The organism is Nocardia neocaledoniensis, from assembly GCF_029868625.1.
GTDB lineage: Bacteria > Actinomycetota > Actinomycetes > Mycobacteriales > Mycobacteriaceae > Nocardia > Nocardia neocaledoniensis_A.
Window position 1 is genome coordinate 1 of sequence record NZ_JARWOJ010000377.1, and the last position, 14,423, is coordinate 14,423.

Genomic DNA, 14,423 nt, shown 5'->3' on the forward strand with positions numbered 1-14,423 from the left:
CCCCCGCCCCCCGCCCCCCCCCCCCCCCCCCCCCCCCCCCCCCCCTCCCCCCCAACACCCCCCCCCCCCCCCCCCGCCCCCCCCCCGGGCGCCCCCCAAAAAAACCCCCCCCCCCCCCAATTTTCGGGCGGGCCCCCCAACTTTCAGGGTGGTCCCAGCTGGTTTCGAACCAGCGACCTTCCGCGTGTGAGGCGGACGCTCTCCCGCTGAGCTATGGGACCGGAAGTGTACCGAGGGACACCGGGAGTGCCTCTCGAACGAGATGGAACATTAGCACGGGGCACCCTGGTGACACCAAATCGCCTTGTGAACGAGGGGTTCCGTGTTCCGAGCCGTTCTTGGGCCACCCGGCAGGGCGGACCCCCTGCCGGGTTACCGCTCACACGAATTGTTCAATGCGCATATCTACGTCAGATCATGGTTCCAACCGAGAGGGCAGGGTGGGTGAAGGCGCGGCGGGACCGTTCACTCGCGCGACACCTTCGGCGCCCAGAACACCGCGAACAACATGCCTGTAATTCACATTTGAGCCGGTCTACCAGGCGATTTGTAGTCTGCGCCGACCGTCGGCTAATGTTTCTCTCGCACCACGGAGAGCAGCGAGGCCGCCGAGCCGAGCTTCTCCCCTAACGTGTGAATGCGGATGTAGCGCAGCTGGTAGCGCATCACCTTGCCAAGGTGAGGGTCGCGGGTTCGAATCCCGTCATCCGCTCGAGAGGTAGGTTAGGCATTATGCCATCCTCCTTTGCGCGGTGGAGTGGCCGAGTGGTGAGGCAACGGCCTGCAAAGCCGTGCACACGGGTTCGATTCCCGTCTCCACCTCGCGCGATTAGCTCAGCGGGAGAGCGCTTCCCTGACACGGAAGAGGTCACTGGTTCAATCCCAGTATCGCGCACCACAAGAAGGCCCCGGTTTCGACCGGGGCCTTCTTGCTGTTCCATGATCGCACACCCGGTGTAACCCAGGTCACTCCTTTCCCGGACGGGGACCGCACTCCCCTAGGATCGGCACTCGGCGTCGCCCGGCCGGTGGTGGCGCGGCGGACGGCGGCAGGAGAGGCGAGCAGTTGAGGCAGATCCTGTTGTCGGCGGGGATCGCCCTGTTCGTCACCATCACGCTCACCCCGGTGCTGATCCGGGTATTCGCCCGGCGCGGGTTCGGCCAGGAGATCCGGATCGACGGACCGGCCAGCCACCAGACCAAACGCGGTACCCCGACGATGGGCGGGCTCGCGATCGGCGCGGGTGTGTGGGCGGGGTTCCTCGGCTCGCATCTGATCGGGCTGCTCTGGGACGCGCCCGGACCCAGCGCCTCCGGCATCCTCGTGCTGCTGCTGGCCTCGGCGCTGGGCATGGTCGGATTCCTCGACGACTCCATCAAGCTGCGCAAACACCGCAATCTCGGGCTGACGGCGGCGGGCAAGTACCTGGGGCAGATCGGTGCGGCCGTCGTCTTCGCGGTGCTGATAGTGCGCTTCCCCGGCGCCACCGGGCTCACCCCGGCGAGCAACAACCTGTCCTATGTCCGTGACATCAACACCATCGCCTTCAGTTCGCTGATCTTCGTCGCGTTCATCTGCCTGCTGGTGGTGGCGTGGTCGAACGCGGTCAACATCACCGATGGCCTCGACGGCCTCGCCGCCGGCTCGATGAGCCTGACCCTCGGCGCGTACGTGGTGATCAGCCTGTGGCAGTTCGAGAACTCGTGCGAACTCGACCCGGGACGCGGGTGCTACAACGTGCGTGACCCGCTGGACCTGGCGGTGGTCAGTGCCGCGGCGGCGGGCGCGTGCATCGGTTTCCTCTGGTGGAACGCGGCGCCGGCCAAGATCTTCATGGGCGACACGGGGTCGCTCGGGCTCGGCGGGCTGGTGGCGGGCCTGTCGATCACCAGCCGCACCGAACTGCTCGCGGTGGTGCTCGGCGCGCTGTTCGTCGCGGAGATCCTGTCGGTGCTGCTGCAGATCGTGGTGTTCCGCACCACCCACACGCGACTGTTCCGGATGGCGCCGTTCCACCATCACTTCGAGCTGAACAACTGGCCGGAGACGGCGGTGATCATCCGGTTCTGGGTGCTCGCCGGCATCGCGTCGGCGATCGGGTTGTGCCTGTTCTACGGCGAATACATCACCGCGATATGAGCGGGCGCTGTCGGTGGGCCCGGCTACGCTGACCCGACACAGCGAGCCGAGCGGGAGGAGGGCCAGTGAGAGCCGGGAGCGGGCGCGACCTCGACCACGACATCGCCGCCGAGGTGTCCTTCGAGCTGGAGGAGCTCGACGAGCTGGTCGCCGAGCTGCTGGTCGAGCACGCCGAACGCGCCGCCAGGGATGCCAGGATCGTGGCCCTGCGGCTGGGCATCGGCGGCCGGCGTCCGGAAACGCTCACCCGCATCGGCGCCCGCTACGACCTGGCCCGCGACCGGGTCCGCCAGCTCTACGCCAAGGCCATCGGTCAGCTCCTGCGCGAAGCCACCCGGTCCGGGCATCGCAGCACGACGGTGTTCGCCCGCCGATACCCCCGCGATCACGGCGACCTGCGCCTGGTCCGGATGTTGCTCGCCGAGACCTACGCCACCGACACCGATCTGGTGGCGATGGAGTGGTCCTATCTCAAGCTGCGCCTGGCCGGGCACGACCAGACCGACGCCAAGCGCGTCGCCGGATACGTGATGCAGCGAATCCTGGGGTGGCAGAAGAAGACCGCCAGCATCCTGGCCAAGCTGCGACCGCTCGACGAGACCGACGACCTCGACGCGCTGTTCGGCGACATCGACTGGGGCGGCGGCACGCCCGCACCGCTGCCGACCGCCTCCGCCCGGGTCGCCGACGGCGACGACGACGGCCGCGGCCGCTTCTATCTCGCCTCCGTCGGCCGCGACGTGGCCTACGACTCCGCGCTCACCGCACGCCTGCTGCGCAGCCTCGACGCCGACCCGAGGGTGACGGCCTTCCAGGAGGAACCGGCCGCGCTCACCTATCGGTTCGGCGAGCAGGACCAAGTGCACTATCCGGCGGTCGCCGCGCAGCTCACCGACGGGCGGATCGCGCTGATCGACGTCGTCCCGCTGGGCCGGATCGCCTTCCACCACACCAGGGTCCAGTGCGACCTCGGCCGCGCGCACGCCCACGCCAACGGCTGGGGCTGGCACGCCTGGACCGGTAGCGCCCTCGACGAGGCCGCGCTGCGCACCCGCCCGATCGACCCCGCCGTCGACGCGCGCCTCACCGCCGACCTGGCGCGCGGCCCGTACGACCGCCGCGCACTCGACGCGGTCCGCGCCGAGACGGGCCTCGAGCTGCTCGACCTGGCCGGGCTGGTGCTGCGGCACGACTGGCGATGGGAGCGAACGCCGATGCGGCTCAGCGCATCACCATCGCGCCCGCCATCAGCGTCACGCACAGCAGCATCGCGCAGCAGGTGAGCCACTGCCACTGGTTGATCGTGCGATCCATCCGCGCGATCGTCGCCCGCAGGCCGGCCGCGATCCGCTGCTGGGCGACCAGCTCGCTGCGCACCCCGGCCAGCGTGATGGCCTCGGCGTCGGCGTTCACGCCCGCCCGATCGATCCGGTGATGCAGGCGGGAGACCAGCTTCTGCTTGTCCCGCACGGTCTGCCGCGACACCGCGAGCTCGACCCGCTGGTCGCGCAACTGCTTACGCTGCTGTTCGATCAGGGCGGCCTGCGCCCCGGTATGCCGTTCCCAGGTGCCCACCTCGGCCCACCCTCCTGTCATCAGATCCACGTGTCCCCAGTGGATCTCACCGTTCACCCAGCCCGCGAGGACATCGCGCAGTTCCCAGCTCGCCCGCGACGCCGTCGCGAACCCCGACTCCCCCGCCGTCAGCATGCCCTGGTCGATGCGGTAGTCGGCGGACGCCGGCGCGAAGTCGGCGATACCGACCGCGGGCACCAGCGGCACCCAGTAGCCGCGCGGGCAGACCCACAGCACGTCGTCGATACCGGCGGCACGCAGCCGCTCCCGGTGGGCGCGGGCGGCGGTGATGTCGAGCGGGCCGGTGCGCACCTCCACCACACAGCGGCGATCGCCGCGACGCCAGTAGACATCGACGGGGATGTCGTCGATCCGGGCGTCCACCTGCGCCTCGTCGGCGCCCGCCGCCGTGAGACGGCCACAGATCCAGTGCTCGAGGCGCTGCGTGTTCCACTGTCTGGCCACACATTCGGGACACCCGCAGCCGTATCCGGTCCGCTCCGGGGCCGCGCGGCGGGTGCCCTCGGAGATGCCGAGTTCGTCCAGCAGCGCCCGTCGTCCACACGCGACCTTGGTCTCGCTCCGCCGCTTCGTCCTCACACCATCACTCCCTCACCCGGGACCCCGACGTGGGCCAGCACCCATGTCGTGTGTCCAGGTTCCCGCAGCAGCCGACAGGCCGCCAGCCCCCTTGACCCGCGCTCGGGTGCGTCACCGATCGGTGATCGAGATCACACACGCGACTCCGCTTGTATATCAAGCCATTTCATTGTGCCAACGTCGCAGAACGACGCCGAGATCTTGATCATTTCGATACACATACCCGGCCTGTTGCTGGTCCTTTTCGTCCGGATTACGAATCGGTTCGGCGCGTCGCCGAAACCGTCCGGCGGCCATCGCGCCCGGACGGAGCGGGCCGACGGTGGATATGATCGCTGCGGCCGGGGCGGGCACGCTCGCCGAGCACGGGAAGTAGGGTGTGCATGAACCACGCTGAGCACGACGAGTCCATCGGGTCGATGCTGGCGAGTATCGCCGCGGCACTGCGTGAGGTCAGTGACAAACTCGATATCGTCGCCGCCCGGGTGCAGCACGAGGTGCCGACCTTTCCCGCCGACGACGATCTTCCCGAGAAGACCAGGATCCACCGGCTCGAATCCTGGGCATTCCATGCGTCACAGGACATTTCGCGGTTGAGCTCCCGGCTCGACGCCCTCGACGGCGGTGACACGCCGCCCCGCACGGGGCGCAGCACCCCGAGCCGCCGCGAGGTCAGGGAGGCCGCCGAACGCGCGGCCGCCGAGGCGGAGAACACCGACGAGGGTGTGCGGCCACCGCTGGAACGGCGCCTCTCGCGCACCGACCACCTCGGTGACCCGACCTGGCCGCTCACCGTCGCCCCGATTCCGCGGGCCACCGGGGAGTCCTCGGGCGCGGAAGCTGGTTCCTGGTCGCCGTTCTCGGCGCCCGACAGCGAATCGCGCGCCGATCACAGCGGGGTGTCGACGACCCTCGCCCATGACATGGGCGCGGCCCGCGATGCCGCCTCCGCCGAGCGACGCAACGGCGCCGCGCGGCGCAACGGCGCCGGAGCGCACGGCGCGCCGCAAGAACGCCGGAACGGTGCCTTCCCGGGGGGAAGCGTGGCGATCGACTCCACCCGGGCGCTGAACGGCGCGAGAGCGAACGGCGCCGTGGTCGAGAGCGGGATTCCCGGGGACTCCGTCCTCGCGCCCGACGTCGCGGAACCGCGCGACACCGCGGCCACCCACGGCACTCGCGGCGTTGGCGACGGACAGGTGAGCGCCGGTCGCCGTCAGGAAAGCCGTGCCGCCGAGCGGGAGGCCGCCGAGGCGACGGTGCCGGAGTTGTCGTCCGACGGCGGGGCCGGTCGCGGGATCGCGGGCGGGACTGCACTCGGGACACCCGGTGTAGCGGAGTCCTCGTCGAACGGCCGCGCCGGTGGCCATCGGTCGGAGGAGGTCGCGGTCGAGCGTGCTCGGCCGGTGGGCAGGGTGGATACGGACGCCCCGCGCGAGGTCGGCGGGATCGGCACGGACGCCGCGGCCGAGGTGGGCTCGACCGGATCGGTGCGGGTCGGTGACGGGCCGGGTGACGCCGACCGCCGGTCGATCGATCCCAGGGCTGACGGGCTCACTGCGGGAACCTCCGCCCAGCAGACGAGCGCGTCCGCGCAGGCGGCCGGTACATCGCCGCGGGCGACGCTGTCGGCGGCGGCCCCGGCGCAGGAAGTCGGCGATGCCACACCGGTCGCGACGGGGGGAACGAATGGGTATGCCCACGGATCCGATCCGCGGACGACAGAGCTCGGGTCGGGCGGCACCGCCAATGGCATCCACTGGACCTTCGCCGACGACGACACCCTGACCTCCACACCCTCGGTCCGAAACGGCCACGACCGCAACGGTTTCACCGGCGGTGACCCACGCGACCAGCTACCCCAGGCCTCCTCCCCCGGCACACCCGCGGCACCACCTGCGCGACTCTCCGCTCCGAAGACCCGCCCCGCTCCCGCCGCCGAGACCACAGCTCCTGCCGCGCACACGTCCTCCGCCGCGCACTCGGCCGCCGCCCCACAGTCGACCACCGCCCCACACTCGACCACCGCCACGCACTCCGCCACCGCCCCACACTCGGCCACCGCCACGCACTCCGCTACCGCCCCACACTCGGCCACCGCCCCACAGTCGGCCACCACCACGCACTCGACCTCCGCCCCACAGTCGACCACCGCCACGCACTCAGCCACCGCTCCCACGAAAATCACGATTCCGGTCGGCGGTTCGCCGGAGCGAGTGCCGGGGTTCCCTGACCTCGCGAACCCCGACGCGCAGTCCTACACCCGTGCCGCGGACCGTCACCCTGCGGCGGATGCGTTCGTCAACGGCCAGAACAGCACCACGAACACCGCGCTGTCCGGCTTCTCGGCCACCGTGGAGCTGACGCCGTCCACGACCGGTTCCCCCGCGGCGGAGACCGATCGCACCGCGAACCCCGGACCGGCCTCGCACGCACCCGAGCCGGTTCCCGCCACCAGCGCGACCCCCGTGAGCACGTCGACCTCCGGGACAGCCCGCTCCACTGAGTTGACGACCCCCTCCTCGGTCGATCGCGGCCACGACGCCGCGCCGGGCACCGGAGGTACCGGACAGGTCGGTACCGGGCACACGGCGATGACAGCGAGTTCCGATGCCGCCGGGCACACCGGCGGCATGCCCGCGCAGCGCGGGTCGGTCGGCGAGATGTCGCCGACGGGTATCCCGCTCTCGGCCGACCACACGACGCCGGACCGGATCCCTTCGGGCGAAGTGGCGGTGGACCAGCCCACTGGCTCCGCCGACGTGGGACGGGCGTCGGGTGGGCTCACCACCGCGGCGGGCAGCGCCGCGCGGTCGGTCACCCCGGAATACCCCGCATCGACCGAGACGCGATCCGCGTACCCCGCCGCGGCGGACGAATACACCGGGTACACGCCGTCGGGCAACGGCCGCGGGCCCGCTGACATGTTCACGAACGACCCGGGTTCGGCGGCTCGGCCTGGACCCGCCGACTTCGGAGCGCCGATCCCGAGTGGTGGCGCCGCGCAGACGAGCCCGTTCGATCGCGTCCCGGCCGACCCGGCACCGCCGACGGCGACCGACGCGGCGGGAATCACGGTGACCGGGACGTACCGGGCCTTCGATATCGAGAAGGCGCACGTCGACAAGTTGCAGGCGATGCTCGACGAGTTGAAGCGCTCAGCGGGGCTGCCGCCGGGGCGGCGCGACGTCTTCGGTCCACCGACCACGGAACCCGGCTGACCGGACGGGCACGCGGGGGATCCGAGGTATGGATGGCGGTTGCCGGTCCGTCGTCGACACGCAGCGCCACCGGCGCACTGGACCCGGCAACCGCCCGCCCGCCGGTCGGGAGGCCGGACATCCCGTCCCCGGTGGCAGTCTGTGATTGGATCCACGGCGAACATACCCGCGTGTTCCCGTTCCAAACGGGTCCCCGACCGCCGAAGGAGACCATGAACGCGATCGCCGAGCAGCTCGCCGAGCTGGCCGAACGCCACGATCTGACGGTGGCCGTCGCCGAATCGCTGACAGCGGGCAACGTGGCCGCGGCCCTGGGCGCCGCACCCGATTCCGCCGTGTGGTTCCGCGGCGCCGTCATCGCCTACTCCACCGAGGTCAAGCGACGCGTCCTCGACGTCCCCGATGTTCCGGTGGTCTCGGAGGTCGCGGCGAAGGCCATGGCCGAGGGCGTGCGAACCCTGCTGGACGCCGACCTCGCCGTGGCCACCACCGGCGTCGGCGGCCCGGGCCCACAGGACGGTGAACCCGAGGGCTCGGTGTGGTTCTGTGTGTGTTCACGGGCGGGCATGCGAACGAGCCACCGGCAGTTCGACGGCGACCCGGCCGAAGTCCTCGAGCAATCCGTGCGGTACGCGCTGGAACTACTCCTGTCGACGGCGACCACGATCACGAGCACGAGCAAGGGATGAACAGCGCTGCGCCGCCGTCCCGTCGGGCACCGCGCGCGTCACCGCGGTCCGCATGGGTGGCCTACGTCGCGTTCGGGCTCGCGGCTGTCGCTGTGACGACGGCTTTTGTCACCGGCCGGGTCCCCTGCCCGTGGGATCCGCTCGAAACCACCCTCACCGGGCCGCTGATCTATACCCTCCTGCCCGCGATTCCGGGCGGGACCGCGCTGCTGCTCGGCACCGTGGCAACGACTCGCCTCGACGCCACGCGAGGCCGTCGGTGGGCGTACGCCGCGCAGTTCGTCGCGGGCGCCGCGCTGGTGACGACACTCCTCCTCGTGGCCCGCATCGTGCTGTTCGTTCTGACATGGTGAAGCTCGTCGTTCAACTGACCGGCGGCTCACACCGCCTCCACCGCGACCAACTCCGGCGCCGTCGACTCGCGCAGGACGGCACCGATGAGGTCGCGCAGCGCGCGATGGCCCGCGTCGGCGGTGTTGCGCGGGTGCCAGGCCATGGCGATCACCGGGGCGGGGAGCGGGAGGGGGATCTCGAACATGGACAGGCCCAGGCTCGCGCGGGCGGGACGGGAGAGCAGTTCCGGTGCGGGACAGACGAGTTCGGTCGCGCCGACCGTGAGGAGCGCGGTGGACAGATCCGGGACGGTGGCGACCACGCGGCGGGTGCGGCCGTGCAGGGCCAGCCGGTCGTCGATGGGGCTGTGCGTGCGGCCGGTGGGTGACACTTCGAGGTGCGGCGCCGAGGCGTAGGCGGCGACCGTGGGGCGCTCGGCGCCGAACGGATGGCCGGCGGCGGCGATGCCCACCCAGCGGTCCGCGAACAGGCGTTTGACGACGGTCTCGGGATCGGTCCGGCCGATCATGCCGACCTCGACGTCGACCCGCCCGTCCCGTAGGGCGACGGCGGCGTCGGCGGGATCGGCGGCGAGCAGGCGCACCGTCACCCCCGGCAGTTCGGCGCGGACCGCCGCCAGCAGCGGACCGGCCAGCCGCACGGCCACCGGATCGGCGACGCGGACCACGAAATCCCTGGTGCGGCCGGGCTCCTCGCCGTCGCGGGCGGTCAACAGCAACCGCGCCCGCTCGACCAGGCCCGCCACATCCTGGCGCAGCTCCAGCGCCCGCGGTGTCGGCACCAGCTGACGCCCCGACCGCACCAGCAGCGGATCGCCGAGGACCGCGCGCAACCGGGTGAGGGTGCGGCTCATCGCCGAGGTCGAGGTGTGCAGACGCCGGGCCGCCTCGGTCACGCTGTTGGTGTCGAGCAGTGCGTCGAGAGCGAGCAGCAGGTTCAGATCCAGCGCGTCCACGCGAGGATTATCACCAACACGGCGATCGCCACCAAGTGTCGCGGCGGCGGCGATCCGGCGTGTCGGCTACCGCTCGGCTATCGGCGCCGGTGCGGGGGCCGCGGGCACCGCGACCGGGCGCTCGCGCAGGACCCGGCGATAGGTCGCGGGCCGGACCGGGCGCACCCACTGCGCCAGCCGACTGCTCAGCGGCAGCGGAGTGCGCAGATCGTCGAGCATCTCGTCGATATTGGCCAGCGAGAACGGGCTCACCGAGGCGCCCTGGGCGTGCCTGCCCTCGGTGCGCTCGTGCGACCAGGCCAGCCGCTCGTCGATCTCGGAGTTCATCTGTTCGGCCATGGGCGGCACGAACTTCCCGGTGAGCAGCCCGGCGATCCAGTGCGCCCCGACCTCGGCGCCCAGGGCGCTCACCTGCGAGCTGTTGTAGCCCGCGAAGGTCAGGTTCGGGACGTCGACGGGCAGGATGTTGCGGTAGAGCCGGAAGGCGCCCACGTCGTCGGTGAGCGCGCGCCGCACGTACGGGGTGAGGAACGGCACCTCCTGCCGGTATCCGGTGGCGCAGATGACGATCTCGGCCAGTTTCAGGGTGCCGTCGGACAGGCGCACCGCGGGACCGTGCTGACCGCCGATGAGATCGGTGACCTCGGCGTCGCGATGCACCGCGATCCGGCCCGCTTCGACCTGCTCGGCGAAACCCTCGGTCGCCAGCGCGGCACTGCTGGTGGCGATCTGCTCGAACCGGCCCTCGGGCAGCAGTCCGAGTTCGCGCAGCTTCAGTCTGCGAGTCACCCGCTCCTGCAGCAGGTCCATGTTCGCCTCGCGCAGGCTCAGGGAGTCGAGCAGGCGTTCGGCGCGACGGGGTTCCCTGGAGGCGAAGTGCGCCTCGCCGAAACGGGTGAGCAGCAGCCGTTCGTAGTCGAGGCCGCCGCCCAGCTTGCGCGGCATCTTCCAGGTGAGCCTGCGGGCGATGACGCTGGTCTCGTCGGCGAGGTGGCTGACGGCCTCGGCCACATCGGTGGCCGACTTGCCGTAGCCGATGACGACCACCGACCGATCCCGCGCCCATTCGGCGTCGTGGAAATCCGAGACGTGGCAAATGCGCCCGCCCGCGGCCCGGAACGCGTCGGCGCCGGGCAGGTCGGGCAGCACCGGATCGCTGAAGACGCCGTTGGCCACGATCAGGTGATCGCAGGAGGCCCGGTGCACGCCGTCGGCGTCGCGGACCTCGAGCAGCCAGCCGCTGTCGACCGGATCGGCCGCGACCACCTCCGTGCCGAGACGCAGCTGCCCGGCGAGGCCGAAGTGCTGGACGTAGCCGGCGAGGTAGGCCTGCATCTGCTGGCCGTCGGGCCACCGCGGATAGTCCTCCGGCATGGGGTGATCGCTGAAGTGGTACGTGAACTTGCTGTTCTGCGCGCGCAGGCCGGGATACCGACGGGTGGCGCTCCACACACCCCCGACGTCAGGGGCACGGTCGAACACCTCGACCGGGAACCCCGCCCGACTCAACACTTTCGCGCAGGCCAAACCCGCAACTCCCGCACCGACGATCCCGATGCGGCTACCGCTCGTCATGGCGAGGAGAGTACTCGGGACGGCGGTCACGGTGCCACCGCCGCGGGCGCGACCCGTGCTGTACTGGAACTATGACCAACAGTTCCGTCGTCGTCGATCGGGCCGGGCTCTGGGATGCCGAGGAGCTCAGCGATGTCGCCGCCGCGACCTTCCCGCTGGCCTGCCCGCCCGAGGCCACCCAGGGCGACATCGAGATCTTCCTCGAGCAGATGCTGTCCGGGGAACGCTTCGGCGAGTACCTGTCCGATCCGCGACGCACCGTGCTCAAGGCTGTCGAGGGCGACGAGATCGTCGGCTACGCCATGCTCATCGCGGGCAGGCCCGAGGACCCCGAGGTCGCGGCGCAGGTGCGCCCGGGCGCGGTGGTGGAGCTGAGCAAGATGTACGTGCTGCCCGGCCATCACGGCAGCGGTGTGGCCGCCGCGCTGATGGAGGCCGCGGTCGCCACCGCGCGGGAGGCGGGCGCGGTGGCGGTCTGGCTCGGGGTGAACCAGAGCAACGAGCGCGCCCAGAAGTTCTACGGCAAGCACGGTTTCGCGCGGGTGGGCACCAAGACGTTCACCGTCGGCAACCAGGTGCACAGCGACTTCGTATTCGAGCGCGCGCTCAGCTGAGCAGTGCCGAGCGCAGCGCGGCGACCTCGTCGTCGGTCAGGCCGAGGCCGTCGCGCACGTAATCGTCGAAGCTGCCGTAGGACTGGTTCACCTGGTCGAAGGCGCCGTCGAGCCAGCTCTGCTGCACGCCGTTGAGCGGATCGTCGGGCGCGGCGTTTCGGTAGGTGTTGGACGCCAGGTAGTCGGCGGTGACCGTGGCCCGGTCGACGCCGAGCAGGGTGAGCAGCACCGCCGAGGCCCAGCCGGTGCGGTCCTTGCCCGCGCTGCAGTGGAACAGCACACCGGCGCCGTCGGCGGCGATGATGTCGCGCAGCACCGCGGCGAAGGCCTCGTTCGCGCCGGGCGCGGTGATGAAGGCGCGGTACATGCCCTCCCCGCCGACCAGGGCGCCGGCCAGGATCAGCGGCGGCGCCTGGCCGATCACGTCGTAGGAGTGGCCGACCGCGCCCGCGGGCAGCTTGTCGGCGGCGAGGGCGCGTTCGTACCCGGTGCGCAGATCGTCGACGACGCGCACGCCGAGCGCGCTGAGGCGGGCCAGGTCCTCGGGGGTGGCCTTGTCGAGCGCGCCGGTGCGGAACACCAGACCGGTGCGGACCCGGTGGCCGTCGGTGGTGGGGTAGCCGCCCGCGTCGCGAGCGTTCTGCACACCCGACAGGCCGAGCAGCCGGTCGGCGGTCGCTGTCTCGGTGCTCGACGGCGCGGCGACGGCCTGACCGACGACCGGACCGAGCAATACCGACACTGCGGTCGCGGCGGCCAGGCCCGCCCGCGCGGTACGACGGCTGCGGGTCACGGGGAACTCCTTCGACGGCACCGGAACACGGTCAGCTCAGAAAGTACCCCGTACGCACCGCTCAGGCGGCGGCGGCCTCGAACCGCGACAGCGCCAGCAGACGCGAGATGGCGCGCAGGTACTTCTTGCGGTAGCCGCCGTCGAGCATCTCCTGGGAGAAGATCTCGTCGAGCTTGGCGCCGGAGACCGTCACCGGGATGCTGGCGTCGTAGAGCCGGTCGGCCAGCACCACGATGCGCAGCGCGACAGCCTGATCGGTCACCGGATGCACACCGGAGATGAACACCGAGCTCACCCCGTGGATGAGCGCGCCGTACTTCGACGGATGCAGCGTGCTCAGGTGCTTCAGCAACGCGTCGTAGTCGTCGAGGGTGGAACCCGGTGTGGCGGCGGCTCGTTCGGCCAGCACCTCGGGCGAGGTCGGCTCCGGGGCGGGCGGCAGGTCGCGGTGGCGGTAGTCGGGACCGTCGACGCGCACCGGCTCGAAGATCGAGCCCAGCTTCTTGATCTCGCGCAGGAAGTCCTGGGCGGCGAAGCGGCCCTCGCCGAGCTGGCTGGGCAGGGTGTTCGAGGTGGCGGCGATGGAGACGCCCGCGGCGGAGAGCTCGGTGAGCAGCCGCGAGACCATCGTGGTGTCGCCCGGATCGTCGAGCTCGAACTCGTCGATGCACAGCAGGCTGTTGTCGGAGAGACGCTCCACGGCGTTGACGAAGCCCAGCGCGCCGACCAGGTTGGTCAGCTCGCCGAAGGTGCCGAACGACTTGGGCGCGGGCGCGCTGTGGAAGATCGAGGCCAGCAGATGGGTCTTGCCCACACCGAAGCCGCCGTCGAGGTAGAGCCCGGCGCCGGTGACGGCCTTCTTCTTGCCGAACAGGCTCTTCTTCGATCCGGCCTTGTGGATCTTGGCGACCTGACCGGCGAATTCCTCGGCCTTGCGGACCGCCGCCGCCTGACTCGGTTCCTTCGGGTCGGGAATGTAGGAGGCGAAGCTGACCTCGTCGAACATGGGCGGTGGCACCATCTGCGCGACGAGCTGGTCGGCCGGGACCTCCGGATGGCGATCGACGAGGCGTTCTTGCATGAACGAATCGTACGGACGTGGTTGCATCAGTCCCTATGCAGCGTATCCACAATGTGACCCAGCTCGCAGACCTCGACGACGACGCACTGGCCAGGTGCTACGCCTATCCGCGGCAGCTGGATCGGCCCTGGGTGCGGGCCAACTTCGTGAACAGTGTCGACGGGGCGTTCACGGTGGACGGGGTGTCGGCCGGGCTCGGCACCGACGCCGATCACCGGGTGTTCACGCTGCTGCGCGAGCTGGCGGAGGTCATCGTCGTCGGCGCGGGCACGGTGCGCGCGGAGAACTACGGTGGCGCGCACCCTGATCCGGCGCGGCGCCGCGCGCACTTCCAGCACGGCATCGGCGGCTCGGCCGAGGGCACGCCGCCGCCGATCGCGGTGGTCACCGCCTCGGCCCGGCTCGATCCGGCGGCGAAGCTGTTCACCGATGCCGAGGTGGCGCCGCTGATCATCACCACCGCCCACGCCGACGCCGAGTCGGTCGCCGCGCTGGCGCGGGCCGGGGCCGAGGTGGTGGTCGCCGGGGAGGCCGCGATCATGCCGGCCGCGATCCCGCGCGTGCTCGCCGAGCGTGGCCTGCAGCGGGTGCTGTGCGAGGGCGGCCCGCATCTGTTCGGGCAGCTGGCCGAGGCGGACCTGGTCGACGAGTTGTGCCTGACAACCTCCCCCCGGCTGGTCGGCGGCGCGGGTGGGCGAATCTCACTGTCGGCGAGCGGTTTCGACACCCCGATGAGCCGCAAGCAGCTGGTGCTGGCCGAGGACGGGACGGTCCTGGCCCGATGGGCCCGTCGATGAAACCTGGCGCCGAACCTGGCAGTGTGTAA

General features: G+C 71.0%; 12 protein-coding genes and 4 tRNA genes. 10 read left to right on the top strand and 6 right to left on the bottom strand.

All coding sequences use genetic code 11. The features are described 5' to 3' along the window. Positions 1–149: 149 nt before the first annotated feature. Positions 150–221: transfer RNA gene (locus QH270_RS29275), tRNA-Val, on the bottom strand. 418 nt (positions 222–639) lie between these two features. Here QH270_RS29275 and QH270_RS29280 point away from each other — a divergent pair. From QH270_RS29280 to QH270_RS29300, 5 genes are all read left to right on the top strand, one after another. Beyond that, a tRNA-Gly gene (locus QH270_RS29280) sits at positions 640–712 on the top strand. Positions 713–751: 39 nt separating this feature from the next. Continuing rightward, a tRNA-Cys gene (locus tag QH270_RS29285) sits at positions 752–822 on the top strand. Position 823: 1 nt separating this feature from the next. Beyond that, a tRNA-Val gene (locus QH270_RS29290) sits at positions 824–898 on the top strand. A 168-nt stretch (positions 899–1,066) separates the two neighbouring features. Beyond that, complete coding sequence (mraY, locus tag QH270_RS29295) at positions 1,067–2,140, top strand: phospho-N-acetylmuramoyl-pentapeptide-transferase (protein ID WP_280347417.1); 1,074 nt, start codon at positions 1,067–1,069, stop codon at positions 2,138–2,140. A 65-nt stretch (positions 2,141–2,205) separates the two neighbouring features. Then, positions 2,206–3,423: a hypothetical protein gene (locus QH270_RS29300; protein WP_280347419.1), complete on the top strand. Its 1,218-nt coding sequence runs from the start codon at positions 2,206–2,208 to the stop codon at positions 3,421–3,423. Here the strand turns inward: QH270_RS29300 and QH270_RS29305 are convergent. Next, a complete protein-coding gene (locus QH270_RS29305) occupies positions 3,362–4,315 on the bottom strand; it encodes a hypothetical protein (RefSeq protein ID WP_280347420.1) in 954 nt (317 codons plus the stop codon). The two genes, QH270_RS29300 and QH270_RS29305, sit on opposite strands and share 62 nt — an antisense overlap. A gap of 383 nt (positions 4,316–4,698) precedes the next feature. Between QH270_RS29305 and QH270_RS29310 the strand changes: the two genes are divergently transcribed. From QH270_RS29310 to QH270_RS29320, 3 genes are all read left to right on the top strand, one after another. Continuing rightward, positions 4,699–7,536, top strand: coding sequence for a hypothetical protein (locus tag QH270_RS29310; RefSeq protein ID WP_280347422.1), 2,838 nt, complete (start codon positions 4,699–4,701; stop codon positions 7,534–7,536). 212 nt (positions 7,537–7,748) lie between these two features. Beyond that, a complete protein-coding gene (locus QH270_RS29315; RefSeq protein ID WP_280347424.1) occupies positions 7,749–8,225 on the top strand; it encodes a CinA family protein in 477 nt (158 codons plus the stop codon). A gap of 56 nt (positions 8,226–8,281) precedes the next feature. Then, the gene (locus QH270_RS29320; protein WP_280347426.1) at positions 8,282–8,578 is read left to right on the top strand and encodes a hypothetical protein; all 297 of its coding nucleotides are present in this window, start codon (positions 8,282–8,284) and stop codon (positions 8,576–8,578) included. Positions 8,579–8,604: 26 nt separating this feature from the next. On the opposite strand, the gene QH270_RS29325 is transcribed toward QH270_RS29320, so the two are convergent. Both QH270_RS29325 and QH270_RS29330 read right to left on the bottom strand, forming a co-directional pair. Beyond that, on the bottom strand, positions 8,605–9,534 hold the full coding sequence (locus tag QH270_RS29325; RefSeq protein ID WP_280347429.1) for a LysR family transcriptional regulator: 930 nt from the start codon (positions 9,532–9,534) through the stop codon (positions 8,605–8,607). A 66-nt stretch (positions 9,535–9,600) separates the two neighbouring features. Then, positions 9,601–11,109 (bottom strand): flavin-containing monooxygenase, encoded by a 1,509-nt coding sequence (locus QH270_RS29330; RefSeq protein WP_280347431.1) that lies wholly within the window; start codon positions 11,107–11,109, stop codon positions 9,601–9,603. A gap of 71 nt (positions 11,110–11,180) precedes the next feature. On the opposite strand from QH270_RS29330, the gene QH270_RS29335 reads away from it, so the two are divergent. Further along, positions 11,181–11,723, top strand: a complete 543-nt coding sequence (locus QH270_RS29335) for a GNAT family N-acetyltransferase (RefSeq protein WP_280347433.1) — start codon at positions 11,181–11,183, stop codon at positions 11,721–11,723. On the opposite strand, the gene QH270_RS29340 is transcribed toward QH270_RS29335, so the two are convergent. Together QH270_RS29340 and zapE are read right to left on the bottom strand one after the other, a co-directional pair. Next, positions 11,716–12,516 (bottom strand): tyrosine-protein phosphatase, encoded by an 801-nt coding sequence (locus QH270_RS29340; RefSeq protein ID WP_280347435.1) that lies wholly within the window; start codon positions 12,514–12,516, stop codon positions 11,716–11,718. The two genes, QH270_RS29335 and QH270_RS29340, sit on opposite strands and share 8 nt — an antisense overlap. Positions 12,517–12,577: 61 nt before the next feature. Continuing rightward, positions 12,578–13,597 carry a cell division protein ZapE gene (gene zapE, locus QH270_RS29345; protein WP_280347437.1) on the bottom strand — a complete coding sequence of 340 codons (1,020 nt, stop codon included), beginning with the start codon at positions 13,595–13,597 and terminating at the stop codon, positions 12,578–12,580. Positions 13,598–13,632: 35 nt separating this feature from the next. Between zapE and QH270_RS29350 the strand changes: the two genes are divergently transcribed. Further along, positions 13,633–14,394, top strand: a complete 762-nt coding sequence (locus QH270_RS29350) for a pyrimidine reductase family protein (protein WP_280347439.1) — start codon at positions 13,633–13,635, stop codon at positions 14,392–14,394. Positions 14,395–14,423: the final 29 nt, after the last annotated feature.

Bases quoted from the DNA above. Each gene is read 5' to 3' on its own strand.
- QH270_RS29330 (WP_280347431.1), bottom strand. From the start codon at position 11,109: ATGACGAGCGGTAGCCGCATCGGGATCGTCGGTGCGGGAGTTGCGGGT.
- QH270_RS29335 (WP_280347433.1), top strand. From the start codon at position 11,181: ATGACCAACAGTTCCGTCGTCGTCGATCGGGCCGGGCTCTGGGATGCC.
- QH270_RS29310 (WP_280347422.1), top strand. From the start codon at position 4,699: ATGAACCACGCTGAGCACGACGAGTCCATCGGGTCGATGCTGGCGAGT.
- zapE (WP_280347437.1), bottom strand. From the start codon at position 13,597: ATGCAAGAACGCCTCGTCGATCGCCATCCGGAGGTCCCGGCCGACCAG.
- QH270_RS29315 (WP_280347424.1), top strand. From the start codon at position 7,749: ATGAACGCGATCGCCGAGCAGCTCGCCGAGCTGGCCGAACGCCACGAT.
- QH270_RS29350 (WP_280347439.1), top strand. From the start codon at position 13,633: ATGCAGCGTATCCACAATGTGACCCAGCTCGCAGACCTCGACGACGAC.